Genomic DNA, 17475 nt, shown 5'->3' with positions numbered 1-17475 from the left:
TGTCCGCCTGACCGGAAAAGGCACCGCCTGCGGAGGGGCTGGAATATGCTCTTGAAAGAAAAGGCAGATGTTTATCCTTCAATTGTTGACACCACCTGGGCGCTGCTGCATTCTATCCTTAACAGAAAGGATTGCCCGTGACCGTAGCGCAAGCCTCTATCCCTGATCGTCTCAAGATCCAGTCTCCTCTTGCTCACCGTATCGCAGACGAACTTCGTCTGATCGGAATGGTTATGCATCGCCTTCAGCTGGCGCATCGTGCGGCGTATTCTGGCAAGGGCGTCGATGGAAAACCCGTCTGCGCCTGGCTCGGCTTTGACTTCCGCCTGAGCTTCTGGGGCTTCGGCGACGACGGAACCAAGGAGCTTTGGGACGCGAACCACAAGACCTTCTATATCGACACGCTTTTCACCCCGAGCGGGACCCACTGGACTTCGATCACCGAAGCCCACAAGCACCAGAACTGGAAAATGACCGGTAGCCACTGGCCTTGCTTCCAAGATGGCTGGGAGCACGAGCCCCGTGACGTGCTTTGGGATGCTGCCGACAACCTGCTGCCGCGAAACTATTGGGATCGTGCCTCGAGCACGGGGGCGATCGAACTGACAGTCAACCCGACGCGGATCCCGGCTGAACTCGTCGTCGCCGAGATCGAAGATGGCAATGACGAGCGCGGGCGTCACACGGATATCGTGAAGAAGCTCTCTCCCTACGATCCGGAAACCGGCGAAATCTTCACCGGTGAGTATGCCTCTCTGAAAACCTACGTCTACTGAACCCTGCACCACCGAATTGCGCGTGATCTCCAGGAAGCCTTGGGCGCGCTCGGCGGAGGAAGGCAAGCCGCACCTCAAGCGGACGAGCTCGGTCATCGAGAACTTCTTGCGACCGGCATCTGAAGAAATAACGGCCGAAACCGCTGGCACTGTGCAGCCGAGAAATCGGTGCGGGCGTCCTTAACAGGGCAGTCAGCCGGCGATCGTTTACTGTCGTCGGTGAGTAGGCCGCCAATAGGAGAAAGAAGGCGATATGAGCGACTACATTCGTGAGCTGGCAATCGAACGTGGCCTCCGTGCGAACGCGGAAGAGACAACGGGGCGCTTGCTCAAAGAAGACCTGGATGAAGCGATGGAGACCGGCTTGATGAGCCGCGAAGAGGTCGCTGATCTGGCAATGCGCACGGTTCTCGCTTGGAAGTCGGCAGCATAGAAAGTCTTCTTCGGAGACCCGCGATCTGCGTCCCGTGACCTTGCACATGGCGCGGAGTAGCCGGCCGGCGCGCACCCATAGCAAACCGGAAAACAGCGGGAATACAGAATTCAGGAAGTTTCACCGTGAGCTTCGTGCCGGAGAACGAGAAAGGAAATCTACACGTGACGAAAAAAGGAAGCCGCGCAGCTGCGCGGGAAATCCGTGAGCAGATCAACAACCTTGAAGGGCCGCTGGAGTTGCTCACGCGCCGGGCGTTCCACCTCGAGGAAATCTTCGAGATGATCGAGGAGACGGTCTACGCGGATGGGACCGATGCGGAGAAGCTTGAGAAGCTTCACGAAGAAGCACGAATGTCCCGGGTCACTATGAGCCTGCCTCCGCGGCCTGGAGCCTGATCTGGGATCGCCTCATCTCAAATACCTCAGAAAGCAACAAGGGCGCCCCCTCGAGGACGCCCAGCGCAGTCTTTCAGTCGATACCTGAGCCTCTAAAAATCAGAGAGCTTGGAACTCGTCGCGAAGTGCCTTCTGACGCGAAGCGATCACGTCACGGTCCACCAGGTGCGGCGGGATAGAGCTGAGTGCGGTCAGCTCACGGCTGATCATCATGCGGCGGCCGAAGCGGCGCAGGGCATCCGTCAGGCTGTTCGAGCTGGAAACGTTTGGAGTGTTTGTTGCAGTTGCGGTCATAGCTTGGTCCTTTCTGTTCGGCAGCCCATCTGCCGGTGTGGGACCATTTCCTCGGCCCCGTCGTGCTACACCGCTGAAAATAGTGACGTCCTTGCTTGCGGACCACCGACGATGCCGAAGACCCGCTTTGCGTTTGCTGCAATGCAGCGTTAGCGCGCACACTCGGTTTCCCAACCGCTTTTCGAATGATAAAAGGGAGGCCTAGGAGCAGGGACCTCGATGACAGAACTCTCACCGCCTGAAATGAAGCTGACCGTTTACGAGACGCCCGATGACCTGCCTGTCCGGTTGAGACATTACTGCCGCTCGCCGGACGAGACGGGAACGGAGATCTGGTGGTTCAAACACCCTCACTATCTGACCATGTTTCCGGTTGCGACGCCGTGTGAGATCGAAGGTCTGATCGAGTTCCGGGAGAGCGTCCATCGCGAGAACTTGGCCAAGAGAAACTGGGGTGGCGTATTTGCCGGACTAGAGCGCGCTTTCCGGATGGACTACCTAGTCGAATACGCAACCATGGGAGAGTTCCTCGATGCCGAAGAAAACGCCCGCGAAGCCGTGACCTTCTGGCGCTTGGCGCGCCACATGCGGTCCGACGGCGAGCATGACGAGGCAAGCCCGATTTGGTCTCGACTGATGAACGTGAAGGTCCCCCACCGTGATTTCATGACGAGCGCGCGTGACCGCCGTGCGCTGCGAGCCATGCCTGACGTGGTGACCGTCCACCGAGGCGTTCAGTTCCCCAGGTTCTCGAAGCCGTCCCCTCTGGAGGCGGCTAACGCTGGCTGGGCTTGGTCGTTCTCTGAAATACGGCCGAATGGTTCTCCAAGCGGTTTGCGCGGCCAGGAGACCTCTGCTACGTCGTTACCTCCGAGGTACCTAGATCACTGATTGCTGCCTACATCACGCAGCGCGGCGAGCAAGAGGTCCTCATTAAGCCGGGGTCAGTCGACCCTTCCACAATGCGAGTGAGGCCCATCTGGTGATGACTGAGCAACCAATCCCGCCGGCAATCACTCCCGAAGCTGACGGCTGGCTTCCCTCCGAGCATTGTGCAGGAGATGGCAGGGCGCGCTGGGTCCGTGAGAAAGACCTCCTGACAATCGATATGCCGATCCCCGACGGGGCGGTCATCGGTGCCGTGCGATTGTATCGATGGAACCAGCCCGTGCAGCACTTCGACCGCCTCGCCGACGCTCTTACGGCAGCGAATGAGCCGCGGAAGGGCCTCAAAGTCAAATTCCAATGATGCTGTTCATGACGCCGGACGAGCGCCGCCTCGCGACGGAAGGCTGGGCATCCGTTCAGCCCGATATGTTCGACGACCAGCGGCAGAGCTACTGGACAAAAGGGCGCCTCGAGCTCGTGCTTGAGGGCGGCGTCTACGTGCTGTCAGAGGGCTCACGCGTGCTGTGTGAGACGGCTGACGTCGGCATGGTGTTCGAGGCCGAACTTCGTCGATTTGCAAGATCGGTGAAGTGAGGGAATCCCGGCTTTACACAATTTTTGGTTGAAATAGGTCCTGACGATTGCAAGGCTAAAACGGTATTAGCTTGGTTAACCGATGTACACGTTTCACCCACCATGCCGAAAATTTCTTCTAACGAGTGTGCTGTGCATCCTTTGGGCTCAAGCATCTGCAGAAGGTGCGTTAGAGATTGATATCGCAACACTGTGTGAAGGCTTCCCCCGTGTATCGCCAAGTGGAGTGCCGCGTAGGGTGGGTGCCGGTACATACAGAGTATGCGACGCGACTGATCAAGAAATAGTCTCGTTGAGCGTGAACCCGAGTGCAGTCCACCAGCTCAATGAGCCTCGGATACTAAGAGCGCTTTCATTCCGCCCACTTCCAGTTGCATACGAGAATGGTCCTCTCGAGCTTCATGGCTATTCATACCAAAGCCAAGTGGATTTCGGTGGGCGGCTGTTCGATCGATGGAGTACTGGACAAAACGACAAGACCGGAAGGTCTGGGCTGTCTCTCTATCTGCCGAAAGCTAAACAGATAGCGCCGGAGTACTGGGTGAGTTGCCTCGGAGAAGACCTTGATGGACAAGGGACGTGCTTCGTGCAAACGCGTTACAAGGATACCTTGGCGCAGTTGATGTTGATTGGAAATGCGGAGACAGGCGGGGTCCTGCCTTATGAGAAGTTTGAAGGCATTGCTGAGAGTATCTACTCTTTCGTAGAATTTCTTGATGAGAAGGGTTGAGAAGGGTCCCGCATTGCAACTCATGATGGAATCATCCTGAGAACCTCTTGGCCTAAGATCGATATTCTTTAGGGCAACTCAAAGAAGCCTTCTTGGACTCTAAGACAGCAGCGCTCTCATGCATGCCACATGCTAGCGCCGCACTTTCAGAGTTTGGCAAACTCCCGTGCCTTCAGTAGCTTCGGATGCAGCTCGGTAGGCGCCAGGATCGCCAGAGAGTGCTTTGCCCGCGTGACGGCAACGTAGAGCAGCCGTTGTCCCTCTGCCGTTTTGTCCTGGCTGCTGATAATGTCGCGCGTGACCGGATCGGCGGGGTGAGATGACGGATACTCTGACACGACGCCGTCGAGCAAGATCACATGATCCCATTCGCGTCCCTTGGACGCGTGCGTCGTGCTGACATCGACCTTCATACCTTCGGGTAGGTCGATGACCTTCGCGTAGCTGCGCAGGGACTGACCAAAAGGCTCGTTCTTTGCAGCCAGCAAAACCATCGTCCCGGGTTCCCGGCCGGCGCGGGCATCATCTGCCCAGGCATATCGCGCCATCGTTGCGATCTGCCCCTCGAGGAAGAGCCGGACCTCCTCGTGCCATTCGTCCTTCTTGCGGCGGTAGTCATTGATGCCGCCCGTCTTCACGCGGATCTTGCCCTCATGCGGAAGGCCGGCAACAGCTTGCTCGGATTCCTTGGCGCGCATCACGGTGTTGCCCAACGCAACGATGCGCTTCCCGCAGCGCCAATTGGTCTGCAGAGGCAGATTGAGGGCAGCGGGATAGGTCTTGCGGAAGCCTGTAAAGAAGGACAGGTCGGCACCCATGAAGGAGTTGATCGACTGCCAGTCGTCCCCAACGGTGTTGATCACACAGCTCGGATTGCGCGCAAGAACGCCTCGCGTGAGGGATTCGAAGGCGGCCGAGAAGTCCTGGTACTCGTCGACGAAGAGGTACTTCAGGGCACCGTCGAGACGTTTCAGTGCGCTGATGTCTGCGTTGCCAGAAAGGAGATCGGCGGCTTTCCTGAGCCCGGCCTCGCCATCGATAACGTTTGTCTCCGCCATTCCTCCCTCATAGGCATCGACAACGCGTGCCAGATGGCGAGTAATCGGAGACGCTTTGGCGGCCTTCGGAGTGCCGCGGCGGGCGCGGTAGAGAGACGCCGCTCCTGTGATGAAATCGCGAACCTGATTTTGAAAGCCTGGATTGCTGGTCAGAAACTGAAAGCCGGTGCCTTCATATCGAGAGCAATAGACTCTGAAATCTTGAGCGGAGAAGTTCTGCATTACCGCAATCTTCAAATCAGAGAGCTGCTCTTTCTGGCTCCGGTCTTCCTCCTTGAATTTGAGAGTGAGGTGCCGCGTTTCGGGGCACGTTTTCAAAACCCAATAAGCAAGGCTATGGAAGGTGCTCACTCCGATCTTGCCGCCGACCTCCGGCCCGAGAGCATCCTTGAGCTTCAGGCTCAGGTCGTTGGCGGCCGCCTTGTTGAATGTGAGGACTTGGATCGCCCCAGGAGCCACTCCGAGCTCGTTGACGAGGAAATCGCATTTGATGACGATCGCGGTCGACTTTCCAGAGCCGGCACGGGCGCGCAGACGGATGTTCGGAGAGACGAGGGAGACAAAATCGAGAAGGCCCTTGTTCACGTCGAGGCTTGATGCCTTCATGCCATCTGAAGTTGCCGGAAGGCTCCGATCGATGGCCTCTGCTGCGAGCGCCGTGAACGGGGCTCGCTCCTCGCGAGCGGCGCGCTTCAGGACCTTGGCGCCTGTCTCCTCGGATTGCGCATCTATGACCGCACGAAGTTTGTCGACCATCGAGCTGATGTCCATTCTCTTCGCAAGTACGTCTTCGCAGCGCTGGAGATGACTTTCAAAGAACGAAGGCTTTGGGATCGAATGGGTGGTCATGCGTGCTTTCCTGAATTCGTAGTCTGAATACCCAGAAAGACGGGTTCATACAACTGCTTGCGGTGTCGCGAAAAATCATCACATGGGCGGTATTTTGCGCTACGTGGGGTCGGACGCTTGAGTTCTTGCGCCAGGAACTCCAAAATCAACTCGCATCTTTGATATCGGACCGATCGGACGGCCATACATCTTCTCTTCTATCTATTGTCAGGGTGACTTGCGGGCCGCAATCGCAGCCCATACCAAAACTTCCAAGGAGGCCGCACGAATGGCGACCGGAACAGTCAAATGGTTTAACGCTGAAAAAGGCTACGGCTTCATTGCGCCGGACGCCGGCGGCAAGGATGTCTTCGTCCACATCAGCGCCGTAGAACGCTCGGGCCTGACCGGCCTGGCCGACAACCAAAAGGTCACCTACGAGCTGCAGTCCGGCCGCGATGGTCGCGAGAGCGCAGTCGACCTACAGCTCGCTTAAGCGAGTTGAGTAAGAGTTCAGAGGCCCCGAGAGGGGCCTTTGTTATTTCTGAACCCTACTTTCGTTAGTAGCGTCCTGCGTCAAAAGCCACTCGCGGGACCGTCCAGCCGATAATTCTAAGGGCTACTACGGGGTGTGACTAAAATACTTCAGGCCGGAACGTTTACAATTCTCGCAAGTGGCCGTTTTTTCGAGAAAAATCCGTTACTGCCTTCAAATATCCACAATTTTTCCGGTATACCTATACGCATAGATTTTTTGGAGAGTTCAATCTATGCGTATCCACACTATCGGCTCGGCTGCCGGTCTGCTTGCTGTTCTGGCCCTTTCCGGCTGCATCCTCCCCGATGATTACGAAGCGACGCTGGCTCTGGCCGAAAATTCCGCCAAAATCGAATATGAAGGTGATCTTGTTGTCGCGCCCATTCAGGGTGAGTTCATGTCCGGCCGACCGGCCGCGCCTGGAGAGTACCAGAAAGCCGTTGAAGAGGCCGTAACAACTGTGACCGGTGAAGCAGGTCTCAACATGACCAGCTATGAGTACGTTGATGGTGGCCGCGCGCACGTCACGTTTGAAGCAGAGGCATTTGATGCCATCATGCGTTCCGGCCGCACCGGCTATACGCCGCTCCCGGGTATCGAGATCTACTCGAAATCCGCCGAGGGCGGGCGCATCTATGAAGTTCGTTTCGCGGGAGCGGATCAGAAAGCTGTTTCCGAGCTTGCTTCAATCGGCGTTGATGTTTCCGGCAAGGTCTGCATCGAGACCGAGCTCGAACTCGCTGCAAGATCGCCTGGCGACTGGGTAACCGAAGAAACCGGTGGCTGGTTCTCGTCCGACAATAGTTATTGTGTTGACACGACGCTCACAGAGCGTGACGAAAAACGCATTTCGTTCTTCCAAACAGGCGGGAACAGCTGACGTAGGAGCCTATCCTATTTCATTGAGCCCTCGGATAACCTTCCGGGGGCTTTTTTGTGCGTCAAGAGGTGTCAGAACGTAAATACGCAGACATCCTTGGAGCTATCGGCGTCGTCGACTTTTGAGCAGGTGACATCTCCGCTCTGCGTCGAAGCACTGATTGTACCTTTGAGCGAAGCCCCCGCCGTGACCTGATCAAGGAAGTCTCATGATGGCGCTGATTATGGGTTGGGTAGCCCCTCCTGACGGCACTTGTGCCAGATTGATCTATGAAGGATCAGGAGGAAAAGGCTATGAAGGAAGTCTCTATCATCGGCGTTGACCTGGCGAAGCAGGTCTTTCAATTGCACGGAGCGACAGCAGGTGGCGAGGTCGTGTTTCGCAAGGGACTGTCGCGCAAGCAGTTCCTGGCGTCCATGCAGATGCATCCCGGATGCTTTGTTGCCATGGACGCCTGTGCGACGGCCCATCATCGGGCGCGGACATTGGCAGCGATCGGCCATGAGGTGCGCCTGATCGCCCCAAAGTTCGTCAAGCCGTACTTGAAGAACCAGAAAAACGACATGGCGGATGCCGAGGCCATCGCAGAGGCAGCGAGCCGACCGACCATGCGTTTTGTCGAGGTGAAGACCCCGGAGCAGCAGGGGCTCGGCATGATCTTCCGGCTGCGTGAGCTTCTGGTCGGACAACGGACGCAAACAATCAATGCCTTGCGCGGACACCTCGCCGAGTTTGGCCTTGTCGCCGCCAAGGGGCGCGAGAACGTCGACAAGCTACGGGCTGCTCTGGAACCGGTGAGCCAGCCCCTTTGAAGTGGTCCACCCACGAAGCCTGAAATCCGATAGGATTTCGGCGAACAGGAGGACTACGGAATGGCTGGAAAGCGTGAGAAGCCGGAAGACATTGTCACCAAGCTGCGTCAGGTCGAGGTGTTGCATGGCCAGGGCCTGTCGATGGCCGATGCGGTGCGGCAGATCGGGATATCGCAGCATACCTTTTACCGGTGGCGGAAGCAGTATGGTGGGATGAACCGGGCACAGTTGTCGCGGCTGAAGGAACTCGAGAAGGAGAACCTGAGGCTGCGGCGGGCGGTATCTGACCTGACGCTCGAGAAGCTGATCCTGACCGAGGCTGCCCAGGGAAACTTCTAAGCCCTTCGCGCCGCCGCGAATGCGTGGAGCATGTGTGCGAGACACTCGGCATCTCCGAACGCCGGGCCTGCCGGGTGCTCGGCCAACACCGCTCCACGCAGCGCAAGCCACCACAGGGCCGGGAAGACGAGGCGCGGCTGACCGCCGACGTCATCGATCTGGCCCGGGAGTATGGCCGCTACGGCTACCGCCGGGTCGCCGTGCTGCTGCGGCGTGCCGGCTGGCAGGTGAACCACAAGCGGGTGGCGCGCATTTGGCGGCGCGAAGGGCTCAAGGTCGTCCCACACAAGCAGAAGAAGCGCGGCAGGCTCTGGCTGGACGATGGCTCTTGCGTGCGGCTGAAGCCCGAGCACCCCAACCACGTCTGGTCCTACGACTTCGTGCAGGACCGGACCAGTGACGGCCGGACCTACCGGACGCTCAACATCCTCGATGAATATACGCGGGAGGCGTTAATGATCCGTGTCGACAGGCGACTGAACTCCACCGATGTCCTGGACGCCCTGACCGATCTCTTCATCCAGCGCGGCCCGCCGCGGTTCATCCGGTCCGACAACGGCCCGGAGTTCATCGCGCAGAAGGTGCGCGACTGGATCGAGCTGGTGGGGGCGAAGACCGCGTACATCGAGCCGGGGTCACCCTGGGAGAACGGTTATTGCGAGAGCTTCAACAGCAGGTTCAGGGACGAACTCCTCAATGGCGAGGTCTTCTACTCGTTGAGGGAGGCGCAAATCCTCATCGAACAATGGCGAAAGCACTACAACACCGCTCGGCCGCATAGCGCTCTTGGATATCGGACACCGGCACCGGAGACCTTCATCCCCATAGATCGAAGGCCGACCATGCATTAGCATTTAACCCGGACCACTCGATGGGGTCAGCTCACCGGGCCACTAGGGGTTGGACAATTTTCCGCCTGCCGTTCGTCACATGGCACAGCTCTGCTTTGATCAGATCGATGACTTGTCGCGGCGGCTCTATGAACTTGATGCTCAAATATTGGCGGCCAGTAAGCAGTCATCTTTTTCTTCGCGCCTACAAAAATGCCAGGCATTGGCCCCATAACTTCTATGGCTCTGGCGGCTTTCGCGCCACCGATGGAAAACTTCCGGCGAGGCCGAGACTTCTCAGCCCGGCTGGGCTTGGTGCCACGGCAGCACTCGAGCGGCGGCAAGCAGAGGCTCGGGCGAACGAGCAAGTCCGGTCAGCGCGATATCCGGCGTTTGTTAATCATCGGCGCCAACAACGTCATCACCAAACGTCAGCACGTCCGGGCACTTGGCTGCCAATGATGCTGGAGCGCAAGCCGCCGATGCTGGTGCGCGTGGCCTTGGCCAACAAGATGGCGCAAATCGTCTGGGCGTTGATGAAGCGCAGAGAGGTCTACTGGGCACCGGCAATGGCGGCGTAAAGTCCGACAGTGGTCGCGAGGGCGTCGGAGCGGAGGAGGGCTGAGAGCAGCTTGGCGCATTGGTCGCCAGACACGGTTGGAAAACCAGAGCGCAACAGAGTGCCCTCGAGCACGCGTCTTTGATTTGGTTCCGACCCGCGAACACCATGCGGGCCCGCGGCATGACGATGGCCGCATTACGAGGCCGGATACATTACAGCACCCGACATCGCGCCAGATTGCTCCAAATCCTCTTGCGCGAGGGGCGGTTATACATGTTGCGCTAATCGGACGACTGGACGATAATCTCGAAATGGCCGTACACAGAAGGCCGCACGCCGGGAGCGTTTTTTCGAAGCGACGATGTAGCAGGCTTTTTCAGTGGCCTGTTCTCATGATCGCTGTCAAGGGTTTGCTCCAAGACACTTCTGCCGGCGGTGCCGGGCGCTGCGTGTTGAAGATGCGCAAGGCTGGGGACGGAACTGAGACGACGGTTGAGCAAGCTCTCATGCGCGGGTTGGTTACCGCATGACCGTGGTTTCGTCTTGGGGCTGCCTCGGTCTAGTGAGCGAGCGTCGGCAATGCCGGCACATAACAGGGCACGAGGATCCCCCACCGCGTTCCGCCTCCAGCCTTGCGCATCAGCGGGCCGAAGAAGCGTCCCTTTTCTAGGCGCGCTGTCCGGCTGTGCTGGCCGGGACTGCCGTCACCATCCGTGCGATGGCCCATATGAAGCCGACCATCTCGCGGGCGATGGCTGTTGTAACGACCACCTTCGGTTTCCCGACCGCGGCCAGGCGGCGATACCTCTGGCACATCCGCAACTGCCCTTTCCAGGCGATGTCGCGCACGGCCGCCGGCAACGCCTCGAGCCGGTCGTGCAGCTTGCGGCTGACCCGCGGCTGCATGCGGTAGCTCCAGGCGCCTTCGATCAGCACCCGCCGCGCGAGTCCGCTGCCCGCCTTGGTTATCCCGCCGCGGCGCACGGTGGCACCACTGGAACGCTCCGAGGGTGTGAGACCGAGATAGGCCATCAGCTGACGCGGATTGCCGAACCGGTTGAAGTCCCCCACTTCGGCCACGACGGTGACGGCGACAATGAATGCAACACCGCGCATGGCCTGGACCGCCTCCACCACGGGCGCGAGGTCCCAGTCTGGCAGCAGCTCGGCAATCTGCCCGGTCAGCTTCGCGACCCGCGCCTCGGCATCGCTGACCGCATCCACATAATCCTGGAACACGATCTGCTGCGCGGGGTGGTCAAAGCGCACCGTCGTCAGCCAGCGCCTGTAAGCGACCGTCCAGCCCTTCTTCCCGGGATAGACGCGGCTGTGGCGCAAGAGGAAGCCCTGCAGGTGTTGTCGCGCCTTGCCAGTGACGCGCACCGCTGTCGCGCGGGCGCGCACCAAGTCGCGCATGGCCTCATGCGCCGCATCCGGAACCCAGACCGCGGTCAGCTCGCCCGCCCGGTGCAGCTTCGCCAGCATGACGGCATCACGGCGGTCCGTCTGCACCCGGTCTCCGCTTCTGACCGGTATCAGCGAGGGTGCCACCACAACGCAGTCATGCCCCATCTCGACGAGCTGCCGATGCAGACCATAGCCACAGGGGCCGGCTTCGTAGCAAAAGTGAAGATTGCGGCCGCCGGATCCCAGCTTCTCGACAAGCTTTCGAACATGGTCGGCGCGGTGCGGGATGGTGCCGAGGTGGCGGACCTCGCCGCCTCGAACGCCCTCGGCAACCGCCACCGAAATCGTTGCCTTGTGGACATCCAGCCCGATGAACGTGCTATCCTGCATCTGGTCTCTCCCCCATTCCTGAGGCTCGGCACCGGGTCATCCGGAGCAACCCTCGCATGCAGAATGCCGTGGGAGAGACCGCCGACCTAATCACCTTGCAACGCGATCATGGGGTCTAGGCGTTGCGAACTGCCCCAAAGGCCGAGGGGTAAGCAACGGAAAAGCGTGCATGGGTAAAGGTGATAAGCGATACCTCAACAAAGGCAGCATTTGCGAATCCCAGGAGAATGAAAGCCCTTATGAAATGGTGGAGCAACCAACCTCTGCAAAAGGTTGGATACACCGCGAAGGCCGCTATGGATAGCTGTAACCTCCGGCTTCTTACCAACTCAGCTTAACGTCAGATGGGAGCGACACTTTTCTGCAACGCCTTGCTGCGATTACAATGCAAGCGTTTGTTTTTGTTTTCTTCATGATGCAGGTACACCTCCAAGCGTAAAAGCGCGGAAAAGATCAGCGGGGGGCGTATGCTAGATGTTTCAACTGTTTTTGGGATGGTGCGTGAGCAGTGTGAAGACGAAGGAGATGTCTCTCCAGAACGCTTGCTGCATCAACTCAGCGATATGGTGGGGATCGAGCACTTCACCTACCTAAGGATCAACACTGAGGGTCAGCTCGAGGATGCGACGGAGTCTACCTACTCCGACGAATGGCAGAACAGGTACATCTCCGGCAATTACCAGCTCATCGATCCTGTCGTACAGATCGGGCTCAAGTCTGCTCTTCCAATAGACTGGTCGCAACTTACCGCTGATGATCCTGCGATTCGAGATTTCTTCGGAGAGGCGGCAGAATTCGGGGTTAGCTCACAAGGATTAACGATCCCCATTCGTGACGCCCAAGGCCGAAGAGCTCTTTTCTCCATCAATTCAAATATGAGCGCATCTGAATTTGGTAGATACACCAATGATTTTCGCTCGGACATTCATTATCTGGGATATCTTTTCCACGAGCACTCTTGCCGGAACTCTCAGTTTGAAGTGCCGTGTGTACCTCTTTCTTCAAGAGAACAGGGAGTGCTCTTCTGGGCAGCAAGAGGCAAAACTGCCAAAGAGACCGGTTTAATATTGGACTTGAAGGAAAGCACCGTGAAGTTCTATACGCACAACGCTGCTGCCAAACTTGGCGCGTCGAACAAAACTCATGCGGTCGCAAAAGCGATTGGAATGGGGATCATCACCCTGTAGAGGGCACATCGAGTGACGTCGTCCGAGGCTCCGCAATCTTACTGTGAAACAACTAATGGAGATAGCATGATCCACCACAGATACTTAATAGATCGTGTATAGTGGACGCTTTCTGTGCTGGATTTAAGGCAAGGAGGCCATGATAGGAAGAGCAAGTTCTGCGACGAGCTCAAGCGGGATGCGGTCGCCCGGATCACCGAGCGCGGCACCCAGTCGGGAAAGTATCGAAGCCTCTGTACGGCAGCACGTATTAGCTCTACGCTTGGAAGAAGGAGTGAGGTGGACCCCATTTCTCGGACAGATTTGCGGCGCTGCTATGCTTGCCTATTGATCATGCTGCCGCCTGTAGGGTCACCGGGTCCAGTTCATTCGAGAAGACATCGCCATTGCAGACGGATTGATATCCATTGTTTACTGGCTGCACACGATACAGAAGACCGAGAGCCGAGGCGTAGAAGACATCTTAAGAGGGTCCGGTGGGTTGCCACCCAAAAATAAAGTTCGCTCCCGTGCGAGGATATGGCAATCATCTATGATTGTCGATGCCACGTGTGGTCATGGAAGTATCCTTGTGCATGGGCCGGCGATACCTTATTCAAAATAAGCGGCAAGCGCGCTGGCCCATAAAAAAGAATAAATCGCAAACAGTGGGCGGCGTAGCGGCCAATGTCTCAAGGATTGATTGCTAGTCAGAGAACTACGCGGTACGTCTCGGCCACTGCGCAGGCTACACCGCCCTCTTTTTCAGCGCCGTCCACAAATAGGGTTCGATAGGGCCTTATCTGAGGGCTTCGTGGCGCTGCGAACAAGCAAAATAAAGTGGACGCAGGGGGTATGAAGTAGCCTCATAAATACTATATTAAACTTCTGATCTGCAGTCATAATTCGGGTTTGTGAAATGTCCGCCTCTACCGCTGAAGTCGTCCTCAACAACCCGGCCTACTTTCTCGACCTCGAGGCGAGTTCACTGATGCCCGGAAGCTGGCCGATCGAGATTGGAGTGGCCTCAGTAAAAGATGGAGTGGTGGTGAGCGATGCGCGACTAATACAGCCCCATACAAGCTGGTCAGATGACCTGTGGTCGGCCGAAAGCGAGGCTGTACACGGTATTACTCTGGAGGAGCTTGAGAAGACAGGCTCCTCGATCGAGGAAGTGCTCGCGTGGTACGATACCGTAAATATTGGTGTAGCTGTCAGTGACAACCCGGAGTTCGATGCACGGTGGCTTGGTTGCTTGGCGCGTCTCACGAGAACGCCTCCCCGTGTGCGACTGGTAGACTTCGATACCTATGTGATGATGACCCTCAAAGACACTGCCGCCGTCAACAAGGTGTTCCGACATCTTGAGCAGTGCGCGGTGCCTCACAGGGCGGGTGAAGATGCCCGCCGTATGGCCGAGGCATGGCTCGTAGGAGCCGCATCAGAGTCCTAGGCTGCGTTCGACATTGAAGGCTTTAGGATGACCTTCAGCGAGCGATCAATTTCGCCGGTCGGAAGCGGCTTGTTGCAGAACTGTGCTTGGGGAAAGCGATCGAGAACCTCCTCGTGTATGGCATGACCAGACTGAAACATCAGGCCAACGCCCATTGCCTCTAACTCTTCTGCGAGCGGAATGACGTCGCCCTCACGAAGGCGCACGTCGAGAATGGCCGCATCCGGGCATTCACCTTTCAAGGCTTCTAGACCGGCTGCCACGGTGGCGACGGGGCCGATAACGCGATACCCCATGTCTTCGACCTGATATTTCAGATCCAGCGCAATGATGGCTTCGTCTTCGCAGATGAGAACTGTGGGAGCGCCCAACGGTTCAGTGTTTCGGTCCAGCATACGTCGTCTCCATTATTACATCGTGGTCAAGACTGGCCAACGAGCGGCAGACCGGAAGGTTCCAAAGCCGGGGTGCGACACTTTGTTCACGTTCCGGCCAAGCTTCTAACTGCCCGTTTTTTTGCTAGCAACTGTATCCGTCATGCGCCTTGAAGGCCCCATGGTTTACGCGCTTTGCATAGAGCGTTGGCGATATTGACGAGCTTTCGTGCGACCGCAGTGATGATGACCTTGTGCGGTTTTCCGGCGTCGCGCAGTCGCTGCGCGAAGGCTTTCAGGGTGGGGTTATGATTTGCTGCGACGAGGGCGGCCTGGAAGTGGACATGCCGCAGGGCGCGCCGCCCTCCGGCGATGGTTCGTTTGCCCCGCAACGCACCGCTGTCGTGCGCTATAGGAGCGAGCCCCGTCAAGGCTGCGGCCTGTTCTCCGGATATGGCCCCGAGCTCGGGCATTTCGGCGATGAGCATAGTGCTGGCAACCGGGCCGACCCCAGGAATGGAGCGCAGGATGCGGGCGGTTTCGGCCAGTGTTCCATCGGCCGCAACTGCCTGCTCAATCCGTTCTTCCAGCTCTGAGATCCTGGTATCTAACAGAGCCTTCAACTCCACGTCCATGTCGGTGAACATTCCAGCGGTCGCGAGTTTTTCGTGTGCCTTGATCTGGACGAGCAGCCGCTTACGCATTTCGACGAGTTGCGCTCGCTTCGATGTCGAAGCTCTGATCGCGCGCAATTTCCCGGTCGGATGGCGACGTCCGGCCTCGGGACGGAATACCATGAAACGGGCAATGAGTTCCGCATCGATCCGGTCCGTCTTGGCCCGGGTGCCACGGCTGGCGGCAAAGGCCTTGACCTGTGCCGGCGGCAATTGACGCGCGACGATCCGCGCCGCGTCGAGGGAAGCCCATAACCGCCACTCCTGCCCGCCGGTGGCTTCGAAGCAGACCAGGGCGCCACGCCGCCGTGCGAGGGACACCACATGGGCATGGCCCTCCGATGTGTTCGGCAACCGAAGGCGCTTCCGATCGGGCAGGCAATAGATGTCCAGCCAGTCGCGCGAGACATCTATGCCGATGACCTGTTCAGATGATACCGTGTTCATGCTCTCTTCCTTCTGCTCCGCGGTCCTTGTCGGCCGCATCCAACTGTTCGAGATGATGAAAGAGAGACGGTGCTGGCTCGCTAGCAGACGTGGTCAGGCCACAAGGCTCAGACGCCATACACCGCCCCGTCACCAGCCTCGGCCAAGGAAGGTGACGGGGGCAAAATAGCAGATCCGAGATACAGAAGGCTCAGGACTTCGGTAACGGGGGCGTCCCGGTCAAGGGTTTTCGCGCATGTCGAATGTCCCGCTTAACCGCGGTCTTGTCCTTTGAACCGTTGATCCGCTTCCCTATTCGGCGGCCTTCTTTTGAGATCGACCCGGGTACATGCTTCGGTCCGTGGTCGGCGCGGTGGCCGCCAACATGATGCTGGTTCAATGCAATTCCGCTGTGCCCATCTCATTTGCGTGCTCGACATGGTCGGCATCAGTCCTGAGCACGGCATCACCGGAACCGCGTCCCGTGGGGACCTCGAAGGCCCGCGATTAGGCGGGCAGAAGTCTGGAACCTGTGTCGTCAACCGGCATAAAGCACCGGCGTATCGAAGCGGAAGTCGGTGTCATCCTTCCACATCCGGTGCAGGATCACGGCGATACGTCGGGCCAGCGCAACCATTGCGCGCTTGGTGCCCCGGCGGCGCGCGAGTTTCGCCGCCCAGGTTCGCAGCCATGTTGCCCGCCGCGATGCATCATGACGGTGGCAGCCTGGCACAGGGCACGACGCAGGTTGACGTCGCCCGCCTTGGTGATCCCGCCCGAGATGTCGCGCTCGCCAGACTGGTTGCGAGACGGCGTCAGACCGACCCACGGCCCGACCTTTTTCGAGGATGTGAAGCGACCAGGATCATCGATCGCAGATCGGTAGGTCAGTGCCACGACCACGCCAATCCCGGGCATCGACATTAGGCGCAGACAGACCGGATCGTCATGAGCAAGTTGGCGGACATGGCGTTCAAGGCCTGCGAGTTCTCGCCGCAGCGCTGCCCGCGCGCGAAGCATGAGCTCGGTTGCCGCTACCAGCATCGGATTGCCTGCCGCCAGTTCGCGGATCCGCTGTTCGAACCGGCCCCGCGATATGGTGCCGACCTTGAGGCCGAAGTTCCGCAGCAGCCCGCGCAGGGACATTTCCAGCGTGATGAACCCTTGCTGCACGGCCTTCCGGGCGCTGAGCACAGCGCGAACCTCTTGTGCGGAGACTGATTTGCAGTGAACCGGTCGGAACCAGCCGAGGTGCAGCAGGCGCGCGATCCCTTCGGCATCCCGGCGGTCCGTCTTGATCGGCATGGCCTTCAAGGCGCCTTTCACCTGCCGGGTTTCCATCAGCACGACAGGTAGTTCAGCCGCGGACAACCCGCGATGCAGCCATTGCGACAGGGGGCCAGCTTCGAGCCCGATGGCCGCAGCTTCCCCGTCCTGATCGCCGATCCAGCGCAACAGCGCCTCAGGCTCGCTGGCCACCTGCGCCTCCCTCACAATCTTCCCATGCTCGCCGATCACGCAAATTGCGGTCTTCTCAAGCGACACATCCAGCCCAATAAACAGCTTCATCCCGCAGTCCTCCATGTGGATCCAATACGGGAATGGCGCCAGCTTGCCCTCGATCT

The 17475-nt window shown here is 58.5% G+C and carries 16 protein-coding genes and 3 pseudogenes; 13 read left to right on the top strand and 6 right to left on the bottom strand.

The features are described 5' to 3' along the window. Positions 1 to 137: 137 nt before the first annotated feature. From AYJ57_RS20895 to AYJ57_RS20885, 3 genes are all read left to right on the top strand, one after another. Positions 138 to 776: a hypothetical protein gene (locus tag AYJ57_RS20895; protein WP_157374331.1), complete on the top strand. Its 639-nt coding sequence runs from the start codon at positions 138 to 140 to the stop codon at positions 774 to 776. Between the two features lie 253 nt (positions 777 to 1029). Then, on the top strand, positions 1030 to 1209 hold the full coding sequence (locus AYJ57_RS20890) for a hypothetical protein (RefSeq protein WP_066110649.1): 180 nt from the start codon (positions 1030 to 1032) through the stop codon (positions 1207 to 1209). 125 nt (positions 1210 to 1334) lie between these two features. Continuing rightward, positions 1335 to 1607, top strand: a complete 273-nt coding sequence (locus AYJ57_RS20885; RefSeq protein ID WP_066110647.1) for a hypothetical protein — start codon at positions 1335 to 1337, stop codon at positions 1605 to 1607. 99 nt (positions 1608 to 1706) lie between these two features. Here the strand turns inward: AYJ57_RS20885 and AYJ57_RS20880 are convergent, their stop codons facing one another. Then, positions 1707 to 1901: a hypothetical protein gene (locus AYJ57_RS20880; RefSeq protein WP_066110645.1), complete on the bottom strand. Its 195-nt coding sequence runs from the start codon at positions 1899 to 1901 to the stop codon at positions 1707 to 1709. A gap of 219 nt (positions 1902 to 2120) precedes the next feature. On the opposite strand from AYJ57_RS20880, the gene AYJ57_RS20875 reads away from it, so the two are divergent. The 3 genes from AYJ57_RS20875 (at position 2121) to AYJ57_RS20865 (ending at position 4113) form a co-directional block, all read left to right on the top strand. Beyond that, positions 2121 to 2792, top strand: a complete 672-nt coding sequence (locus AYJ57_RS20875; protein WP_157374330.1) for a hypothetical protein — start codon at positions 2121 to 2123, stop codon at positions 2790 to 2792. 366 nt (positions 2793 to 3158) lie between these two features. After that, on the top strand, positions 3159 to 3383 hold the full coding sequence (locus AYJ57_RS20870; RefSeq protein WP_157374329.1) for a hypothetical protein: 225 nt from the start codon (positions 3159 to 3161) through the stop codon (positions 3381 to 3383). Positions 3384 to 3969: 586 nt separating this feature from the next. Continuing rightward, a complete protein-coding gene (locus AYJ57_RS20865) occupies positions 3970 to 4113 on the top strand; it encodes a hypothetical protein (RefSeq protein WP_157374328.1) in 144 nt (47 codons plus the stop codon). 146 nt (positions 4114 to 4259) lie between these two features. Here the strand turns inward: AYJ57_RS20865 and AYJ57_RS20860 are convergent, their stop codons facing one another. Next, positions 4260 to 6020, bottom strand: coding sequence for a UvrD-helicase domain-containing protein (locus tag AYJ57_RS20860; RefSeq protein WP_066110637.1), 1761 nt, complete (start codon positions 6018 to 6020; stop codon positions 4260 to 4262). Between the two features lie 268 nt (positions 6021 to 6288). On the opposite strand from AYJ57_RS20860, the gene AYJ57_RS20855 reads away from it, so the two are divergent. From AYJ57_RS20855 to AYJ57_RS26385, 5 genes and pseudogenes are all read left to right on the top strand, one after another. Continuing rightward, positions 6289 to 6495 carry a cold-shock protein gene (locus AYJ57_RS20855; RefSeq protein WP_066110635.1) on the top strand — a complete coding sequence of 69 codons (207 nt, stop codon included), beginning with the start codon at positions 6289 to 6291 and terminating at the stop codon, positions 6493 to 6495. Between the two features lie 274 nt (positions 6496 to 6769). Then, positions 6770 to 7417: a hypothetical protein gene (locus AYJ57_RS20850; RefSeq protein WP_066110633.1), complete on the top strand. Its 648-nt coding sequence runs from the start codon at positions 6770 to 6772 to the stop codon at positions 7415 to 7417. 293 nt (positions 7418 to 7710) lie between these two features. Then, positions 7711 to 8208, top strand: a pseudogene (locus AYJ57_RS20845) (IS110 family transposase); the annotation flags it as partial. A gap of 81 nt (positions 8209 to 8289) precedes the next feature. Then, positions 8290 to 9419 (top strand): IS3 family transposase gene (locus AYJ57_RS20835; protein ID WP_157374189.1). Its coding sequence is split into 2 segments (ribosomal slippage): positions 8290 to 8554 and positions 8554 to 9419, totalling 1131 coding nucleotides; the frame shifts between segments, so codons are not numbered across the junction. Positions 9420 to 9531: 112 nt separating this feature from the next. Next, positions 9532 to 9979, top strand: a pseudogene (locus AYJ57_RS26385) (transposase); the annotation flags it as partial. 647 nt (positions 9980 to 10626) lie between these two features. Here the strand turns inward: AYJ57_RS26385 and AYJ57_RS20830 are convergent. Beyond that, entirely contained in the window at positions 10627 to 11757 is a 1131-nt protein-coding gene (locus AYJ57_RS20830) for an IS110 family transposase (RefSeq protein ID WP_066110630.1), read from the bottom strand. A gap of 467 nt (positions 11758 to 12224) precedes the next feature. Between AYJ57_RS20830 and AYJ57_RS20825 the strand changes: the two genes are divergently transcribed. Both AYJ57_RS20825 and AYJ57_RS20820 read left to right on the top strand, forming a co-directional pair. Then, the gene (locus AYJ57_RS20825) at positions 12225 to 12944 is read left to right on the top strand and encodes a LuxR family transcriptional regulator (RefSeq protein WP_083191422.1); all 720 of its coding nucleotides are present in this window, start codon (positions 12225 to 12227) and stop codon (positions 12942 to 12944) included. A gap of 898 nt (positions 12945 to 13842) precedes the next feature. Then, positions 13843 to 14376: a 3'-5' exonuclease gene (locus AYJ57_RS20820; RefSeq protein WP_066110626.1), complete on the top strand. Its 534-nt coding sequence runs from the start codon at positions 13843 to 13845 to the stop codon at positions 14374 to 14376. Here AYJ57_RS20820 and AYJ57_RS20815 read toward each other — a convergent pair. The 3 genes and pseudogenes from AYJ57_RS20815 to AYJ57_RS20805 form a co-directional block, all read right to left on the bottom strand. After that, on the bottom strand, positions 14373 to 14771 hold the full coding sequence (locus AYJ57_RS20815; protein ID WP_066110624.1) for a response regulator: 399 nt from the start codon (positions 14769 to 14771) through the stop codon (positions 14373 to 14375). The two genes, AYJ57_RS20820 and AYJ57_RS20815, sit on opposite strands and share 4 nt — an antisense overlap. A 140-nt stretch (positions 14772 to 14911) precedes the next feature. Then, on the bottom strand, positions 14912 to 15871 hold the full coding sequence (locus AYJ57_RS20810) for an IS110 family transposase (protein WP_066110594.1): 960 nt from the start codon (positions 15869 to 15871) through the stop codon (positions 14912 to 14914). Positions 15872 to 16388: 517 nt separating this feature from the next. After that, positions 16389 to 17419, bottom strand: a pseudogene (locus AYJ57_RS20805) (IS110 family transposase). Between the last annotated feature and the right edge of the window lie 56 nt (positions 17420 to 17475).

Origin of the sequence: Salipiger sp. CCB-MM3 (genome assembly GCF_001687105.1) — a bacterium.
In the GTDB taxonomy this organism is placed as follows: Bacteria; Pseudomonadota; Alphaproteobacteria; order Rhodobacterales; family Rhodobacteraceae; genus Salipiger.
This window is presented reverse-complemented; position numbering and strand designations above follow the sequence as displayed.

What these genes read in the sequence shown, in the direction of transcription:
- AYJ57_RS20890 (WP_066110649.1), top strand. Translation starts at nt 1,030, where the DNA reads ATGAGCGACTACATTCGTGAGCTGGCAATCGAACGTGGCCTCCGTGCG.
- AYJ57_RS20880 (WP_066110645.1), bottom strand. Translation starts at nt 1,901, where the DNA reads ATGACCGCAACTGCAACAAACACTCCAAACGTTTCCAGCTCGAACAGC.
- AYJ57_RS20875 (WP_157374330.1), top strand. Translation starts at nt 2,121, where the DNA reads ATGACAGAACTCTCACCGCCTGAAATGAAGCTGACCGTTTACGAGACG.
- AYJ57_RS20870 (WP_157374329.1), top strand. Translation starts at nt 3,159, where the DNA reads ATGACGCCGGACGAGCGCCGCCTCGCGACGGAAGGCTGGGCATCCGTT.
- AYJ57_RS20860 (WP_066110637.1), bottom strand. Translation starts at nt 6,020, where the DNA reads ATGACCACCCATTCGATCCCAAAGCCTTCGTTCTTTGAAAGTCATCTC.
- AYJ57_RS20855 (WP_066110635.1), top strand. Translation starts at nt 6,289, where the DNA reads ATGGCGACCGGAACAGTCAAATGGTTTAACGCTGAAAAAGGCTACGGC.
- AYJ57_RS20850 (WP_066110633.1), top strand. Translation starts at nt 6,770, where the DNA reads ATGCGTATCCACACTATCGGCTCGGCTGCCGGTCTGCTTGCTGTTCTG.
- AYJ57_RS20830 (WP_066110630.1), bottom strand. Translation starts at nt 11,757, where the DNA reads ATGCAGGATAGCACGTTCATCGGGCTGGATGTCCACAAGGCAACGATT.
- AYJ57_RS20825 (WP_083191422.1), top strand. Translation starts at nt 12,225, where the DNA reads ATGCTAGATGTTTCAACTGTTTTTGGGATGGTGCGTGAGCAGTGTGAA.
- AYJ57_RS20820 (WP_066110626.1), top strand. Translation starts at nt 13,843, where the DNA reads ATGTCCGCCTCTACCGCTGAAGTCGTCCTCAACAACCCGGCCTACTTT.
- AYJ57_RS20815 (WP_066110624.1), bottom strand. Translation starts at nt 14,771, where the DNA reads ATGCTGGACCGAAACACTGAACCGTTGGGCGCTCCCACAGTTCTCATC.
- AYJ57_RS20810 (WP_066110594.1), bottom strand. Translation starts at nt 15,871, where the DNA reads ATGAACACGGTATCATCTGAACAGGTCATCGGCATAGATGTCTCGCGC.